Genomic DNA, 16,819 nt, shown 5'->3' on the forward strand with positions numbered 1-16,819 from the left:
CGGCAGCAAACCCTGCTGCTAGCCACCAGCCCGTTCCGCGGGGCGGCCTCTGACCAAGGCCGCCCCGCCGCCATGTACCGACAAGGAACCTCATGATCAACCTGCCGTCCCACCGACTCCCGGACCTCCTCCGCTGGTACCCCACGGGGGCTCCGGGCTCAGCCGCCCTCACCGAGCACGTCCTGACCACCGAGGCCGGCCGCTGGTGGGTGGACCGCGTCATCCAACCGCGCGTCATCGCCGCCGAATGCGGGGACCACGTACTCCTGCGCGGAGACCCCCAGGCCCTGACACCGCAGGATCTCGCGGTCTTCGCCGACCGCTCCATCGAGGCTCCGGGCCGCTTCCTTCCCCTCATCGGGGCCGCCTTCGACCGGGTCGTGCCGTGGCAGCGCATGGTGTACGTCAAGAGCTCCCCCGTACCGGCCACCCGGGCGCCCAGGGGCGCGACCATACGCAGGCTGAACGCCCGGGACACGCGCGCGCTCACTACCCTCCCGACCGCGATGGGCTGGATACATCGCACCTGGGGCGGACCGGACGCCCTAGCCCGCTCCGGCTACGCCTGGGCCGCCTTCCACAATGACCGCATCGTGGCCCTGGCCTGCACCTACTTCCTCGGCACTGCCTACGAGGACGTCGCCTGTGTCACCGTGCCGGACCCGCGCCTGCAGTACCTGGCCCTCGACTGCGTCAACGCCCTGTGCTCGGACATAGCGGCCCGCGGCCACACGCCCAGCTGGACCTGCTCCGCGAGCAACCGCCCGGGACGCCTGCTCGCCTGGACCGCCGATTTCCGTCCGGAGCGGGAGTACGCCCACTACGCCGTCGGCACACCTGCGGCAACCGGAAGGGAAGCGGCAGGATGAGAAGCGATACTCACCGGGTGGACTCCATCTACCGCAGCACGGCGGGCCGCGAGCACATCCGCCGCTGGTGCACCGACCGGCTCGACGCATGGCCGGTGCCGCACGAGCGGGCGACCTTGACGGCCGGTGGAGCACAGACCCACCTGGTGAGCGCCGGTTCCGGCCCGACCACGGTGGTCTTCGTGCCGGGTACGAACTTCAACGCCGCCGCATCTCTTCCCCTGGCAACCGCCCTGGTCGCGGCCGGCCATCGGCTCGTCCTGCCGGACGTACCCGGACAGCCCGGTCTCAGCTCCGGGGAACGCGGGATCTCCGGCGGCCGCCTCTCGTGGTACGGCACCTGGCTGAGCGAGGTCCTCGACGCGGCCGCCGCGACGGGTCCCGTGGTGGTGGTCGGGCACTCCTTCGGCGCCGCCATCGCGCTGTCCAGCCCGTCGCCGCGCATCGACCGTCTCGTGCTCGTCTCCCCCGGCGGACTGGGCAGGCTGCGCCTCACTCCCGGGCTGCTCGCCGTCTCCGCCGCCTGGTTCGTCCGACCGACTCAGGCGCGCAGCACCCGGCTCCTGCGGGCCATGCTCGCGCCCGGCCACCAGCCGCGCGAGGAGCTGGTGGAGTGGATGACTCTGGTCGCACGCCACTCCCGCTCGAGTGGAGCTCCTGGCATGGCAGACCTTCCGGCGTATGCCGTTCCCCGGCTGGTCGCCACGGGAACGCACGACATCTTCCTGCCACCGCGACGGCTCGCCCCGGCCGTCCGGACCCTGCTCGGCACCGACCTGCACGTCATCCCGGACGCCGGCCACCTCGTGACCGAGGAACACCCCGGCCGGCTGGCGGACCTTGTATGAGCGGGATCATCGAGCACGATGATCGTCCACGCGGCTGTAACACTCACCGGAACTCGGCCAGTCGGCGCCGCAGCCCCAGCACCGTCAACCCGGCCGCGAGCAGCAGCGACGCGCCGGCCAGCGGGCCCCGCGTGTTCAGCGCCCCGCGGCCTTCCTGGACGGCTAGGTCGAAGTGCCGCTGGTTGACGGCGGTGACCTCGTCCAGAGCCTTCATCCATCCGCCGAAGTGGGCGTTGGAAGTGTCCGACGCCCAGCCGATGCAGAAGACCGTGGCCTCTCGCTGCTTCCCTTCGGCCACCAGTCGCCGCATCGTCCGGTCGTCGCGCTGGTAGACGGCGTACGCCTCGATGGTCTTCTCGGCGGCCTCCCGCTCCCCCGCAAAGGTGATGTTGTCCAGCTCGCGCCGGTACTCACCGGTGAACCGCTTGTCCTCGCGGTCCTTCCGGTACGCCGCCCAGAGCTCGTCGAGCTTCCGGTCGTACGTGTCGAGTCCGGCGCCCGGGATCCCGTACAACTGCTGCGACTTGTCGAGGAAGGACAGCTCGTACGCGGCGCGTCGGTCCGGGTCCAGGAGGTAGCGGCTCTCGTCCGCGTTGGCGTCGTAGCCGATCGCCTTGGACCGCGACAGTGCGATGACGGAGTCGAAGGAGTCCCGGCGGGCCACCTTCATACGGTCGTTGGTGATCGTGAGCAACTGCGCTCCGGACACCACCGCGACCACGCCACAGAGGGTGGCAGCAATCAGGCCCGGGTTGAAGACCCGGTGGAAGCGGCGGGCCAGGCGGACCTGGAGCAGCACGAGCGCGGCGATCAGCAGGACCCCGATGACGGCTTCGGCGATCCGCTGCACGGCGAGGTCGCTCCGCGCCGTGGCGTACCGCCGTTCGTACACCGCGTTGTTCGCGTCGACGAGCTTGCGGGCCTGCGGCAGCAGCCGCGCGGCGAGGAGATCGGTCGCGGTCCGGTAGTCCTCGCGCGCGGCGTCCTTGCCTCCGGCATGGCTGTCGTTCTCCAGGGCCCGCCCGAGCAGCTCCTGGTAGTGCGCGAAGTCGTCGGTGAGCGTAACGACGACGACCTCGGTGGCCGGGTCACCTTCCGAGGAGGCGGCGAGCGTCCGCAGGGAGCGGCTGATGGTCTCCTGGGCCTCCCGGTAGAAGCCGTTGGCCTTCGTGTACGACTCCTCGAAGCGTCCCTCACCGGTGCCCGAATCTCCGCTGGAGAGCAGTATGTTCGCCGTTTGGGCGTCCATGTCGTTCAGAGCGAGGTTGAGTTGGGTCGCGGAGATCGTACGGGGCGCGTCGCGCTGGGCCGTCTCCCCCCAACTGGTGTCCGCCCCCGTCGCCGCGACCACGAGCAGGATCAGCAGCCCGGCGGCAGGGAGAACGCAGGCTGCGCGTGCGAGGCGCAGTCGGCCGAGCAGGGTGGCCCGGTAGCGGTCGGCGATCAGCCGGGCCGCCCGGACGATCGCGGCAGGAGGCCGCAGTCCCGACGATCCTCCCCCGCGTTCCTCTCCAGTGAGCGGTCGCAGTGGCCCAGGTTCGCCAGCTTCGGGTGCGGGGCTCTCGGTGAGAGCTCCCGGGGCCCCGGCTACCTCGGCCTGTTCGGTACCGGCGGTGATCGTCACGCACTCTCCAGCCCACACCCGGGCCGTTCGTACGGCCCCGCGTGCACGCCAGCATCTGGCTCAACTGTTCTACTCACCAGGCGCGTTGATGGACACCATATGCGGAGGGAATCCAAATTGATGGGGCCTTGACGTGGTACTTACGGGTCCTTGTCAGCGCCCCCGCCGCCTTCACCCCGCTCACGCGTCGAAGCGGTACCCCATACCGGGGGCGGTGATCAGATGGCGCGGGTGCGATGGGTCCGCCTCAAGCTTCCGCCTGAGGTGCGCCATATACACCCGGAGGTAGTTGGTCTGGGTTCCGTACGAGGATCCCCACACCTCCTGGAGCAGCCGGCGCTGGCTGACGAGCTTGCCCCGGTTGCGGATCAGGACCTCCAGGAGGTGCCATTCCGTCGGTGTGAGCCTGATGTTCGCCCCTCCGCGTCTGGCCTTCTTCGCGAGGAGATCGACGGTGAACTCCTCGGTCTCCACGACCGATTCGTCCACGGCGTCCGTGCCCCGTGCCGGTGTGCGACGGACGACGGCTCCCAGCCTGGCCATCAGCTCGTCCATGCTGAAGGGCTTGGTGATGTAGTCGTCGGCGCCCGCGTCCAGGGCCTGGATCTTCTCCTCGGAACCGTGGCGGGCGGAGACCACCAGGACGGGCACCTGTGACCATATGCGAAGCCGCGTAAGCACCTCGATCCCGTCCATGTCGGGCAGCCCGAGGTCCAGCAGGACGGCGTCCGGGCGTCGCGCCGCCACGGCGTCCAGAGCCGCGCGCCCGTCGTGCGCGCAGTCCACCTCGTACGTGCGCGCCTTCAGATTGATGACCAGCAACCGTGCGAGCCGCGGCTCGTCGTCCACCACCAGCACCCGGGTCATCGGCGTGCCACCTTCCCGTCGTTACGTCCCCCATGGACATGCGATCACCAGAGAACAGCGGATTCGGTCCGCCTCGGCAGGCGTTGACGACCTCCATACGCCGACGGCCGTGACCTTGACGCCCCCCTGATGGCGATCAGCCCCTTCTTGACGCACAGCTGATGCCACCCCGGAGCACACATGGCCCGGGAGGCCGGAACCCTCCCGGTCCGCCCGTATCAGAGCCGTGTCAGAGCGGTGTCAAGGTCGGGGCGGCCTCCTTGAGTCCGGCCTCGCAAGGCAGTTGGATGAATGACGTGAACAGCGCTCTGCGCCACGACGACCGGCCACCGCATACGGTGCGCCCGGCCTCGCGCGCTGCTCACCTGCCGGTGCGTTGACGCACCGCCCCGTTCGCGGCCGCCCGCCCCTCCGCCCGTAAGTCGGGCTGCCGCTCACGCCCCGTGCCCGCCCCCATCCCTGGCGGGCACGGGGCCGCACTCTTCGCACGCCCCGGTTCCGTCCGCCCGGTCGGCAGTCGGATGCCGCGCCGCGCCCACATTCCCGCGTACCACTGGAGACAGTTCATGATCGAAATCGCCCCGCAGCAGCTGCCCGCCCTGAGCCGCTGGTTCCCCACGGGCTCACCCGGCCCCGGGGCCCTCGCCGAGCACGTGCTGACCACGGGTTCCGGCGTCTGGTGGGCCGACCGCCCCGACCGGCCCCGCGTCCTCGCCGTCACCTGCGCGGACCACGTGCTGCTGCGCGGCGACCCGAGCGCGCTCGCCCCGGGTACCCTGAGCCGGTTCGCCAACCAGTACGTGGAAGCACCCGCACGGTTCTGGCCCTCGCTCGGCGCCTCCTTCGAGCGTGTCGACCCCTGGGAACGCATGGTCTACGTCCACCAGGCACGGGCGCTGCTCCCCCGGCCACTGCGTGGCGTCACGGTACGGCGCCTGGTGCCCGGGGACGCTCCAGCGCTCGCCCAGCTGCACTCCGAGAACGCCTGGATCCACGCCAGTTGGGGCGGGCCCGCCGGCCTCGCCGCCTCCGGCCACGGCTGGGCCGCATTCGCGAAGGACCGGATCCTCTCCGTCGCCTGCACCTACTTCCTCGGCAGCGCCTACGAGGACATCGCGGTGGTCACCGTGCCCGACCGGCGGCGCGAGCACCTCGCACTCGCCTGCGTCGCAGGCCTGACCGCGGACATCCGGGGCCGTGGACGCGCCGCGAGCTGGTGCTGCTCTCGCGACAACCGGCCCAGCCGGCTCCTTGCCTGGTCGGCGGGGTTCCGGCTGAGCCGCGAGTACGTCCACCACGTCACGGGCCGCGCCAGGGCGCGTACGGTCCGGGCGAGCCCGGTACCCGCGTGAACGGCGTACTCACCTGTGCATCTCAGGTCGCCAGGTCGAGGCGCGCCTCCTCCAGGTCCAGGGAGCGCTGGAGCCGTCGGCGGGTGGTGTCGCTGATGCGGTGGTCGTCGTAGAGGCGTTGGAGTTCTACGGCCTCCACCCGGATCAGGTCGCGGCGCAGCAGCCGGTAGACGTGCTCCGCCGATCCGGCCGGGTCGGCTTCCTCCAGGCGGTCGCGGGCGTGCTCCAGGCGGGCCTGCAGGCTGCGCCGGAGCCGGTCGGCCACCACGTCCGGTACGGCTTCGAGGTCGGACATCTCATCCAGCCGCCGGATGCCCGCGGCGGCGAGGCTGCACCGGGCGGAGGCCTCCTCGCGCTCGGTGTGGTCGGGTTCGAGGGCGATTCCGGAGCGGCGGACCACGTCGGCGAGGGTGAAGCCCTGGGCAACCAGGGTGACCACCACCACCGAGGTGGTCAGTACGAGCACCAGCGGGCGCTGACCGAGCAGGCTGCCGTCGTCCGCCGCGACGGGGATGGAGAGGGCCGCGGCCAGGGGGACGACGCCCCGCGTGCCCGCCCAGGTCAGCACGACCGGGATCCGCCAGGAGGCACGCGCACCCGCGCTCCGCTGGACGACGGCCGACAGCGGCAGCACCCACAGCAGGCGTACTGCGATCAGCGTCACGGCGACCACCAGCGCGTACAGGGGCCAGAGCCGGTCGGCAGCGCCGAGCGCGGCGACCTGCCCCGGCAGGGTGAGGCCGATCAGACTGAAGACCACGCTCTCCAGCAGGAAGACCACGGTGCCGTTCACCGCGTGCAGCTGGATCCGTATGGGGGCGTTGGTGAACCGGTCGGCCCGGCCGCCGAGCACCACGCCCGCCACCACGACGGAGGTCACGCCGGACGCGTGCACCGCCTCCGCCAGCACGTAGGCGGCGTACGGCGTCACCAGGGCGATGACGGTCTCCAGCACGGGGTCCTCGGTCCTGCGCCGGATCAACGCCACGACCCCCGCGACCGCTCCGCCGATCAGGATGCCTCCGCCGGCGAGCAGCGCGAACTCGGTGCCCGCCGCCCGCCAGGAGAACCCCGCCGAGGCCGCTGCGACGACGACCGCGACCCGGAAGAGCAGGAGCGACGTGGCGTCGTTGAAGAGGCTCTCGGCCTGTACGAGGACCTGGACGCGGGGCGGCAGGGCGAGTCGGCGGCCGAGTGCGGTGACGGCCACCGGGTCCGTACTCGCGAGGATGGCCCCCAGGACCAGCGCCATCGGCCAGGTCAGTGGGGTGAGCAGCGATGCCACCGCCCCGACCGCGGCCGCCGAGGCCAGCACCAGACCGACCGCGAGGACGCTTACCGGCTTCCACACCAGGCGCAGTTCGCGCCAGGACAGTTCCTCGGCGCTCGCGTACAGCAGGGGCGGCAGGACGACGAGACCGATCAGTTCGGGACTGACCCGGATCTCCGGAGTGCCCGGGATCAGCGCGACCACGAGGCCCGCGACAACGAGCAGTGAGGGGGCGGGAATTCGCCACCGACGGGCCCCCGTGGCCACGACCGTGGCCAGCACCACGAGGAACAAGACCGTACCGACGCTGCGCATGTGAAGCCCCCACCGATTCGACGCGGGCCACGCGGCCCGCGACGCCGACCAGACTTCCCGGCACACCGCCTTCACCCTATCGGCGCACCGGCCGTCAATACACCGTCAAAGTCCCGGCCGAGGGCCGTCAGGAGCGCGTCAGGGAGGTTCTGTTCACGGTATCGCTGGTGTTCGCTGGTCAGGTTGAGGGCGCACAGAGGAGTCGGGTACGCGTGAGTACGGAAACCATCGTAGGAATCGTCGTCGCGGTCTGTCTGGGGGGCTATCTGATCCTGGCCGTGTTCTTCCCGGAGAAGTTCTGACGATGGCGACCACCCAGGCGTCCAGCCCGGAGGCGGAGCCGGGGACCCAGGACCGACAGACCGTCGCGCGCCCCGGAAGACTCAAGGTCTTCCTCGGGGCCGCCCCCGGCGTCGGCAAGACCTACCGGATGCTCGACGAGGCCCACCGCCGGGCGGCCCGGGGGTCGGACGTGGTGGCCGGCTTCGTCGAGTGCCACCGGCGCCGGCACACCGAAGCGAAGCTCGACGGTCTGGAGAGCCTCCCCCGCGCCGGACACGAGTGCCGCGGCGGCCGGTATGCCGAACTGGACAGGGAGGCACTCCTGTCCAGACGGCCCCAGATGGTGCTGATCGACGAGCTCGCCCACACCAACGTCCCGGGGGCGGGCCGGCACCCGAAGCGGTGGCAGGACGTCGAGGAGATCCTCGCCGCCGGGATCGACGTTGTGACGACCCTCAACATCCAGCACCTGGAGTCCCTCAGCGACGTCGTCGAGAAGATCACCGGTGTTCCGCAACGCGAGACCGTGCCCGACGAGTTCGTACGTCGCGCCCACGAGATCGAGCTGGTCGACATACCTCCCGAGGGACTCCGCCGCCGGATGGCGCACGGCAACATCTATCCCCCGGAACGGATCGACGCCTCCCTCGCCAACTACTTCCGCCCCGGCAACCTCATCGCGCTACGGGAGTTGGCGCTCCTCTGGCTGGCCGACCGGGTGGACGAGGCCCTGCACAAATACCGCACCGAGCACGGCATCGGGGATGTCTGGGAGACCCGGGAACGGGTCGTGGTGGCCCTCACCGGCGGACCCGAGGGCGAGACCCTCATCCGGCGGGCGGCACGCATCGCGGGCCGCTCCGCCGGCGGTGAACTGCTGGCCGTGCACGTCGCGCGCAGCGACGGGCTCGCCGCAGGCGTCTCCCACGCGGCCCTGGCCGGACAACGGGCCCTCGTCGAGGACCTCGGCGGCAGCTACCACTCCGTCGTCGGTGACGAAGTACCCACCGCACTGGTGGACTTCGCCATGGCAGAGAACGCCACCCAGCTGGTCCTCGGTACAAGCCGCCGCCGTCGGCTGGAACGATTCCTCACCGGCCGGGGCATCGGCGAGACCGTGGTGGCGCTGTCCGAGGACATCGACGTCCACATGGTCACGCACGAACGGGCCGGCCACGGCCGCCTCCTGCCCTCCCGGCGCCGTACGCTCCCCACATCCCGGCTCATCGCCGGGCCGGTGGCCGCCCTGCTGCTCCCCTTACTGCTCACGCTCGCCCTCGACCGCATGCGCGGCACGCTGAACCTCACCAGCGAGGCACTGCTGTTCTTGGTGGCCATCGTCGGCGTGGCCTGCATCGGCGGAGTGGTCTCGGCCCTGATCGCGGCGCTCACCGCCGCACTGCTGCTGAACTACTGGTTCATGCCGCCGATCGGCGAGTTCACCATGAGCGACCCGGACAGTGTGCTGGCGCTGGTGGTGTTCGCCGTCGTCGCCGCTACGGTGGCCGCCGCGGCGGACCGGTCCCTGAGGCTCTCCCGCCGCTCGGCGCGGGCGACGGCCGAGGCGGAGACCATGTCGTCGCTCGCCGGCAGCATCGTCCGCGGCGACCAGACGATCCCGGCCCTGCTGGAACGCACTCGGGAGACCTTCGGCATGGACACCGTCGAGCTGACCGCCGAAGCCCCTGACCCGGGCACGGACCGCGGCCGCCGCCCCCACAGCGCGGCGGACTCCGCCCTCGTGGTGGCAGCAGGCCCCGAGGCCTTCCTCGTCCTGCGCGGCCGTGCGCTGCCGTACTCCGAACGCCGTGTCCTGGCCGCCTTCGCCGCGCACGTCGGCGCCGCGGTCGAGCGGGCCCGTCTGACCGAGGCCGCAGCCGAGGTGGCGGCCGAAGTCGAACCGATCAAGGCGGCCGACCGCCTGCGCACCGCCCTGCTCCGCGCCGTCAGCCACGACCTGCGGACCCCCTTGGCCGGGGCACTGGCCGCAGTCGGCTCCCTGCGCAATCAGGAGGTGGAGTTCTCCGCCCAGGACCGGGACGAACTGCTGGAATCCGCCGAGGTGTCACTGCACCGGCTGAACCGCCTGGTGGAGAACCTGCTCGATCTCAGCCGGCTGCAAGCCGGCGCCCTCACCCTCGACCTGCGGGCCACCACACTCGAGGAGGTCCTTCCCGTCGCGCTCGACTCGCTGGGCCTCAGCCCCGGACACCGGCCCGCCATCGACGTACAAACCCTGGAAGCGGTACCGGCCCTGCTGGCCGATCCGCCCCTCCTCGAACGGGTACTGGCCAACCTCGTCGGCAACGCCGTCCGCCACGCGCCCGCTGACCGTCCGGTACTGGTGACGGCCAGCGCCCTGGCAGGGCAGGTCGAAGTCCGGATCGCCGACCACGGCCCTGGCATCGCCGCCGACGACCGTGAGCGCGCCTTCGAGCCGTTCCAGCGCCTCGGCGACCGCGACAACACGGCCGGACTCGGCCTGGGCCTCGCCCTGGCCAGGGGACTCACCGAGGCCATGGACGGCACGCTCACCCCCGAGGACACCCCTGGCGGAGGTCTCACCATGGTCCTTTCCCTGCCCGTCGCCGCCCAGGTGACAGCGGGACGGCCCTGACCGCATGACCTCGACCCTCCACCTGCGAGCCGAACCCGGGCAGCGCTCCCAGCACATGATCATCTGCGGCGACGACGGACTCGCGCACCGCCTGGCACAGGAGCTCGACGCCGTCTGCGGCGAGGCCGTCACGGTCGTACTGCCTTCGCGGCGCGAGGGGCACGGCAGCGAGGTCGCCGCCCTGCACCGCGATCCGCGCTCCCCCGTAGAGCTGCTCGTCTCCGCCCGCCCCGATGAACAGGCCCTTCGGCAGGCCGGCGTGGAGCGTGCCGCGGCGCTCGCGCTGACCTACGGCGACGACCAGGTGAACACGACCGCGGCCCTGCTCGCCCGCAGCATCAACCCGCACGTACGCCTCGTCATCCGCATGTTCAACCGGGAGCGCGGCCGCCACCTCGAACTTCTCCTCGACCGGGCGGCGGCCGCGCGTTCCCCGTATGACGACGGCTTCATCGACGCGTCCACGAAGATCCTCTCCGACGCCGACACAGCCGTCCCTGAACTGGTCGCCGCGGCCGCGGTCGGACACGGGCCCACCCTCCAGGTCGAGGGCAAGGTGTTCCGCGGTGTCGTACGCCCCGCCGGGACCCCGCCGCATGCAACGGACCTGGCCACGCTCGCCGTCCTCTCCGGCACCCACATGGACGACCCGCAGGGCGGGGACAGCGCGGAGACCCCCGGCGCGAACGGCACCCAGCTGCTCCCCGATACGGCGACCGCCTACCACCGCCAGTTCACACACGGCCGCCTCATGCTCGAAGAGGTCACCCAGCACCACGCGCCGGAGTCCCCCTCCCGACGCCGACGGGACTACCGAGGCTGGCTGCGGGACCGGTTCGGGCACCTGCCGTGGAGGATCTTCGTCTCCCGCGAAGTGACCGCCGTCTTCGGGATCCTCGGCGTGGCCGTGGTCCTCCTCGCCACGGTGACGGCCCTCGTGGAGGACGGTCCCCTCTGGAAGTCGGTGTACCTGCCCCTCCTGGACATCTTCACCATGGGCGACCCGGCGACCGAGGAGTCCACGGCTCGCCAAGTCCTCCAGCTCATCGCCGGTTTCGTCGGCCTGGCCGTGCTCCCCCTCGTCGTGGCCGCCGCGATGAACGCCACGCTGGCCTTTCGCGCCGCATCGGCCAACCACGTACCGGACGCGGCCCTGCGCGACCACATCGTCCTGGTGGGCCTCGGCAAGATCGGCACGCGCGCCCTGGCACAGCTGTGCACGACTGACCACACGGTGGTGGTCATCGAGCGGGACCCGCAGGCCCGAGGAGTCGCGCTGGCACGCGAGCTCGGCGTGCACCTGCTGCTCGAGGACGCCGCCGCTCCCGGGGTGCTCGACCTCGCCCGCATAGGCACCAGCAGATCCTTGCTCGTCCTCACCCATGACGACGGCGAGAACCTCGACATCGTCATGGCCGCCCGCGAGAGCAACCCCCGCGTGCGCGCGGTGATGCGCCTGTACGACGACGACTTCGCCGCCACCGTCTCCCGCACCCTGCGCGCCGGACACCCGGAGGCACTCACCCGCAGCCGCAGTGTCTCGGCGTTGGCCGCGCCGTCCTTCGCCGCCGCGATGATGGGCCGCCACGTTCTGGGCGTCATGCCGGTGGAACGCGGCTCCCTCCTGTTCACCGTCGTGGATGTGGCCGGCCATCCCGAACTCGAAGGCCGCTCGATACACGCGGCCTTCAAGGAGCATGAGTGGCGGGTACTCGCCGTCGGCCCCACCGCCACCGGCCGGCAGTCGGCATCCTCGACCGACACCCTCGGCGGATTCCGCACGGACCGGCCCGCCTTCAACTGGCGCCCACCCCACGGACGGGTGCTGCGCCACGACGACCGCGTCCGACCCAGTGATCTACCCTCGACCGGAATCGACATCGGATGGATCACCAAGAAGCTTCGACTGGGAGACAGCCTGTGCACCACGACGACGAACCGGTCTTCAAGCGGAGCCAGTGGGGAACGAACCGCTATTACTACAACGCCCGCAATCCCGTCGGGCTCGCCCTCATCGTCATCACCGTGCTCGCCGTCGGAACGATGCTGATCCTCATGGCCAACCGGGCCGGCCCCTTCGCACCACCATCTGCCCCCGCACCCTGGAATTCCCCCTCAGCCGCCCCCGGCTCATCAGGCCACTGACCCGACAGGGGGCCACCGCGAAACGGCTACCGTCAAAAGGCCGTAGCAATCACATCAGCACTGCGTCAGGGTCCGGCACCCGGGCTCTGACCGGCCCTAACGTCACCTCCATGGAACGACGTTTCACACAGTCCGAGACCGGTGCAGACACCGCCGCCTCGGAGCCCTCAGGACCTCTCGCACGCGACATCCACTGGGCCGGCGAGCGGCGCTCGGCCGTCGGTATCGCGTCGCTCCTGTGCTCGGCCCTGTTCGTCTTGGACGCGGGCGTCGGCCGGCTCGACGCGACCCGCGGCGCCCTCTGGACCGGCCTGGCCGTCCTCGTCTTCGTGATCCTGCTGCCCGCCAGGGTCTCCGTAGGCCCCGGACTTCTGAGCGCCCGAGGAATGCTGGTGGAACACACCGTCCGCACCGACTCCCTCGTCTCGGTCCGGTGGTCCGACGGGGTGGCACAGCGGATGGTCCTCCGCGACACGGAGGGGAACCAGGTCGAGATCGATCCGACCGTCCTGGTCCGTAACCCGGCGATGTGGCACCGCTTCGACACGGACGCCCGCGCGTCGATCCGGCACGGCACTCTGCGGTACGGGGTGATCGCCCTGTGCGAGTTGACGGAGCGCATCAACCGCGAGACGGCCCTCACCGTCTTCAGGGCCTCCGGCCTGCAGTGATCGGCCGCCGGGGAGCCGCCGCCGGAAGCGTGAGCGTCACGGAGAAGCCGGAGCCGGCGCCCGTGGTTCCAAGGGTTCCCCCATGCTCTCCATGAGGTCACGGCACATCCGCAGGGTCAGACTGTCCGGCCTGCGACTCGGATGCGTCCCGCATTCCGCGCCCCGGACCGTCTCGTCGGCACCGTCTTCCACGTGGATCTGCACCTGCCCGCCACGGATCTCGGCCGTCAGCCGCGGGGGCCGGTCCGGCGGGCTGTGTCGCTGTGCCTCGGCCGCCGACGCGGTCAGTACGCGCGTGAGCACGGCCGCGTCGGCGATCACATCGGGCAGCTGCTCCGGCAGCCTGCACTGGATCGTGTGACCGCCGGGTCCCAGTGCATCGAGCACGGCGGTCAACACCTCGTCGAGGGCGACCGGCCGCAGGTACAGGTCGAGTGCCCCGGCGTGCAAGCGGCTCAGCTCGTCGAGATCCGAGACGAGCTGGACGGCGCGGCCCACCGACGACCGGGCTGCGGCGAGGAGCCGGGTCTCCTCCGGATCCGTACCGGCGCCCAGGCTGCTCAGTGCGTCGTCTGCCGTACTCAGCGGGCCCCTCAGGTCGCGGCTCGCGGTGAGGAGGAGTGAGGCCCTGGTGTGCTCGACTGTGGCACGCAGGCCCGATTCGGCATCGTGGGCGGCGAGCCGCCCGTGGGAGTAGGCCATACCCAACTGGGCCTCGCACGCCCCCAGTACGCGCTGGTCGTCGCCGCTCAGTGGGCGCCCCCGGGCGGCCAGTGTGAGGTCGTCGCCGACAGGGCTCTCCACATCGGCGTCGTACGGGCGCTCGGGCGGATGCTCCCCGGTGCTGGCGACGACGTACCAGCGCGGCTCGGCAGCATGCCCCGTGTCGCGTGCCAGCAGGCTCACCGCCTCCAGGCCGAAGTCCTCCCGCACCTGTTCGAGCGGGGTCGGGAGGTCCTGCCCGTGCATCATGGCGGTGGCCAGTCGGCTCAGCGCCCGTGCCTCGGCGCTCGCACGGACGGCCTGGTACGTGCGGCGCGCGGCCGTGCCCGCTGCTATGCCGACGATGACCGCTGTGACGACGTACACCACCAGCGCGAGGACGTCGGAGAGGCGCTCGACGCGCAGCGAGTGGACCGGTGGGGTGAAGTAGTAATCGGCGAGCAGTCCCGCGGAGAGAGCGGCCAGCAGCGCGGGAACGAGGCCCCCGACCAGGGCGATCACGACGACGGTCAGCAGGTAGAGCACCAGGGCGAAGGCGAGGTCCACGTGCTCGGCCAGGAGGACCAGGACGGCGGTCAGGCCCGGCAGTGTGATCGCCGCGAGCAGCATCGCCGTCCAGAACCGGCGTGGGCCGGTGGCACGACTCGGGTGCGGCAGCCGCAGGGACGAGGTCGCCCCGGCGGCGTGCTCGTGAGTGATCACCAGGACATCGATGGGGCCGGACCGCTGGATCGTCCGGTGCCCCACACCGGCGCGGAGGAAGGTGGAGAGCCTTCCGCTGCGGCTCGCGCCCAGCACGATCTGCGTGACGTTCTCGGCCTCCGCGAACTGGAGCAGCGCTTCGGGGATGTCGTCGCCGGTGGTCTGGTGGTAGCTGCCACCCAGCGACTCCACCAGCGGCCATGAACAGGAAAGCGATCCGTACGGCCACCAGGGCGAGGAAGACCACGAGGACGATGACGAGCGCCGTGGTGAGGTCGGTGCTGGACAGGTCGCGGACCGCGGAGGGGATCTCCAGGCCGACCAGGAGGAACAGCGTCGCGTTCAGCAGGTAGGTGGCCATGGAGAAGAACGGGACGCCGACGGTGCGGGCCGCGGCGTCGCTGGCCCTGGGCGCGGCACGGCTGACGATCAAGCCGCAGACGACCACGGCGAGGACCCCGGACGCCTCGACGGATTCGGCCAGGAGGTACGCGGCGAACGGGGTGAGCAGTGCCAGGACGTTGCTGAGCATCGGGTCGTTCAGGCGGCGCAGGATGTACAGGGCGGGCAAGGCGATGAGCGCGCCGGCCGCCGCGCCACCGACGTAGGCGACCAGGAACAGCCGGCCGACGTGGGCCGCACCGAGGTGCTCGCCGCCGGTGGTGACCCCGACCGCGACGCCGTAGAGGACCAGGGCGGTGCCGTCGTTGACCAGGCTCTCCGCCTTGAGCATGTCCAGGCTGCGCTGCGGCAGGAGCCGCCCGAGGGCGGCCACGGCGGTCGCATCGGTGGGGGCGACGGCGGCACCGAGCACCCAGGCGGGACCCCACGGCAGCCCGAAGGCGTGGGCTGCGGCGGCGACCGCCGCGGCGGTCGCGATGACCAGCAGGGTGCTGACCAGGACGACACCGCGCAGTCCCCGGCGGATCGAGCGGAGCGAGGCCGTCAGGCTCTCCCAGTAGAGCAGGACGGGCAGGAACAGCATCAGGATGACGTCCGGCTCCAGTCGGACCTCACTCAGGGCGGGTACGAGGCCTGCGAGCACGCCGCAGGTCAGCAGGAGGACCGGGCGGCTGATCCGCAGCCGCGGGGCGAGTACACCGCACAGCAGGACGGCCGCCCCCAGCACGACGACGAGTTCCAGGCCGAGCATGCTGTCCCCTTGTCTCCTGATGGGTGGCCGGTTTCGCCTGCCCACAGGCTCATGCTCATGGTGGACAGGCCGCGGACGGGACGTATCCCGGCACCGGCCGGGGGGTCCGGTCGGCACAGTCACGTGTCCGGTGTCATCGCATCCCGCACGAGGCCGGTGTCGACGAACTGCTCGAAGCGGACGATCCGGCCGCCGCGCACGATGAAGTGATGGGCGACGCGGACGTCGATGGTCTTGCCGGTGGCCTTGTAGGCGGCGGTGTAGCGGGCCAGGACGACGACGTTCTCGCCGTCGACGACGTAGGTGTCGTCGTGGGCGGTCCAGCCTTCCCATGCCTGGCCGAGCTTCTCCATCACCGCGGTGGTGACGCCCTCGGGGGTGCGGTAGGTGCCGGCCAGCGGGAAGCCGGCCATCTCGGTCCATTCCACGTCGGGGGCGAGGGTGGCGCGCAGGGCATCCAGGTCTCCGGCGGCGGAGGCCAGGTACTGGCGGCGTACGACGTCTGCGGGGTTGGTGGAGGTGCTGAAGCCGGTGGTTTCGTTCATGGTGGTCAGCCCCACTGCATTTCGCCCTTGGCGACCTTCGCGCCGAGCTGCGCGGCGATCAGCATGCCGTGGTCGGGGTACCGCTTGACGAGCGCGTCGGTCAGTTCGGCGCCGTCGGCGGCCTTGGCCAGCTCTTCCTCGAAGGCCACGAGGTACTCACGGGTGTGGGCGATGGCCGACGCGTCGGTGGCAGTGTCCGGGAGGCGGTGGCCGGGGACGACCAGCTGCGGATCCAGGGCGGCCATCTCGTCCAGGAGCTTGATCCAGGCGGTACGGGACGCGGGGGTGGCGGTGTCGGCGACCCAGACGTGCTCCTGCTGGAAGAGCAGCACGCCGCCGAGGAGCGCGCGGTGCTCGGGCTGCCACAGGTAGTGGCGGTCGGGTAGGGCTGCCGGGCCGCCCTTGAGTTCGAAGCGGTGGCCTTCGAGGGTGAGGCCGTCGGTGAGCGGGGTGAGTTCGACCAGGCGGGTGGGCAGGTTCGGGCCGAGGGCCTCCCACGCCTTGAGCTTGCCCTCGTAGGACTCCTTGATGTGCTCGATGACGATCGGGGTGGCGACGAAGGCCGCGTCGGGGAACGCGTCGGCGAGCACTTCGGCGCCGAAGTAGAAGTCGGGGTCGGCGTGGCTGACGAACACGGTGGTCAGCGTTTTGCCGGAGTCCAGGACAGCGGCGGCCAGGCGGTGGCCGTCGGCGCGGGTGAAGGCGGCGTCGACGAGCAGTGCCTCGCTCTCGCCGGTGACCAGGGTGGCGGTCTTGTTCTTGGCCCCGGCCGGGAAGTCGAGGTCGAGGACGGTGAAGTCGAGCGTGCTCATGGAGGACTCCTTGGCGTACGTCGG

The 16,819-nt window shown here is 71.2% G+C and carries 13 protein-coding genes and 1 pseudogene; 7 read left to right on the top strand and 7 right to left on the bottom strand.

The features are described from left to right. Window positions 1–92: 92 nt before the first annotated feature. Both OHU74_RS00590 and OHU74_RS00595 read left to right on the top strand, forming a co-directional pair. Window positions 93–869, top strand: a complete 777-nt coding sequence (locus OHU74_RS00590; protein WP_371614011.1) for a GNAT family N-acetyltransferase — start codon at window positions 93–95, stop codon at window positions 867–869. After that, the gene (locus OHU74_RS00595; protein WP_371614012.1) at window positions 866–1,717 is read left to right on the top strand and encodes an alpha/beta fold hydrolase; all 852 of its coding nucleotides are present in this window, start codon (window positions 866–868) and stop codon (window positions 1,715–1,717) included. The genes OHU74_RS00590 and OHU74_RS00595 overlap by 4 nt, the downstream gene beginning before the upstream one ends. 43 nt (window positions 1,718–1,760) lie before the next feature. On the opposite strand, the gene OHU74_RS00600 is transcribed toward OHU74_RS00595, so the two are convergent. Both OHU74_RS00600 and OHU74_RS00605 read right to left on the bottom strand, forming a co-directional pair. Continuing rightward, window positions 1,761–3,341, bottom strand: coding sequence for a hypothetical protein (locus tag OHU74_RS00600; protein WP_371614013.1), 1,581 nt, complete (start codon window positions 3,339–3,341; stop codon window positions 1,761–1,763). Window positions 3,342–3,521: 180 nt separating this feature from the next. Beyond that, window positions 3,522–4,208, bottom strand: a complete 687-nt coding sequence (locus OHU74_RS00605) for a response regulator (protein ID WP_371614014.1) — start codon at window positions 4,206–4,208, stop codon at window positions 3,522–3,524. A 566-nt stretch (window positions 4,209–4,774) separates the two neighbouring features. Here OHU74_RS00605 and OHU74_RS00610 point away from each other — a divergent pair. Next, window positions 4,775–5,560, top strand: a complete 786-nt coding sequence (locus OHU74_RS00610) for a GNAT family N-acetyltransferase (protein WP_371614015.1) — start codon at window positions 4,775–4,777, stop codon at window positions 5,558–5,560. A 22-nt stretch (window positions 5,561–5,582) separates the two neighbouring features. On the opposite strand, the gene OHU74_RS00615 is transcribed toward OHU74_RS00610, so the two are convergent. After that, window positions 5,583–7,145, bottom strand: coding sequence for a Na+/H+ antiporter (locus OHU74_RS00615; protein ID WP_371614016.1), 1,563 nt, complete (start codon window positions 7,143–7,145; stop codon window positions 5,583–5,585). A gap of 212 nt (window positions 7,146–7,357) precedes the next feature. Between OHU74_RS00615 and kdpF the strand changes: the two genes are divergently transcribed. The 4 genes from kdpF (at window position 7,358) to OHU74_RS00635 (ending at window position 12,860) form a co-directional block, all read left to right on the top strand. Then, window positions 7,358–7,447 (top strand): K(+)-transporting ATPase subunit F, encoded by a 90-nt coding sequence (gene kdpF, locus OHU74_RS00620; protein WP_371614017.1) that lies wholly within the window; start codon window positions 7,358–7,360, stop codon window positions 7,445–7,447. 2 nt (window positions 7,448–7,449) lie between these two features. Continuing rightward, window positions 7,450–10,044 carry an ATP-binding protein gene (locus OHU74_RS00625; RefSeq protein ID WP_371614018.1) on the top strand — a complete coding sequence of 865 codons (2,595 nt, stop codon included), beginning with the start codon at window positions 7,450–7,452 and terminating at the stop codon, window positions 10,042–10,044. A 4-nt stretch (window positions 10,045–10,048) separates the two neighbouring features. Next, window positions 10,049–12,094, top strand: coding sequence for an NAD-binding protein (locus tag OHU74_RS00630; RefSeq protein ID WP_371614019.1), 2,046 nt, complete (start codon window positions 10,049–10,051; stop codon window positions 12,092–12,094). Window positions 12,095–12,299: 205 nt separating this feature from the next. Further along, entirely contained in the window at window positions 12,300–12,860 is a 561-nt protein-coding gene (locus tag OHU74_RS00635) for a hypothetical protein (protein ID WP_371614020.1), read from the top strand. Between the two features lie 36 nt (window positions 12,861–12,896). Here the strand turns inward: OHU74_RS00635 and OHU74_RS00640 are convergent, their stop codons facing one another. From OHU74_RS00640 to OHU74_RS00655, 4 genes and pseudogenes are all read right to left on the bottom strand, one after another. Further along, window positions 12,897–14,477, bottom strand: a complete 1,581-nt coding sequence (locus OHU74_RS00640) for a DUF4118 domain-containing protein (RefSeq protein WP_371614021.1) — start codon at window positions 14,475–14,477, stop codon at window positions 12,897–12,899. A 61-nt stretch (window positions 14,478–14,538) separates the two neighbouring features. Next, a pseudogene (locus OHU74_RS00645) lies at window positions 14,539–15,438 on the bottom strand (cation:proton antiporter); the annotation flags it as partial. A gap of 119 nt (window positions 15,439–15,557) precedes the next feature. Further along, on the bottom strand, window positions 15,558–15,983 hold the full coding sequence (locus tag OHU74_RS00650; protein ID WP_371614022.1) for a nuclear transport factor 2 family protein: 426 nt from the start codon (window positions 15,981–15,983) through the stop codon (window positions 15,558–15,560). 5 nt (window positions 15,984–15,988) lie between these two features. Further along, window positions 15,989–16,795 (bottom strand): MBL fold metallo-hydrolase, encoded by an 807-nt coding sequence (locus OHU74_RS00655; RefSeq protein ID WP_371614023.1) that lies wholly within the window; start codon window positions 16,793–16,795, stop codon window positions 15,989–15,991. Window positions 16,796–16,819: the final 24 nt, after the last annotated feature.

The organism is Streptomyces sp. NBC_00454, assembly GCF_041434015.1.
Taxonomy (GTDB): Bacteria; Actinomycetota; Actinomycetes; order Streptomycetales; family Streptomycetaceae; genus Streptomyces.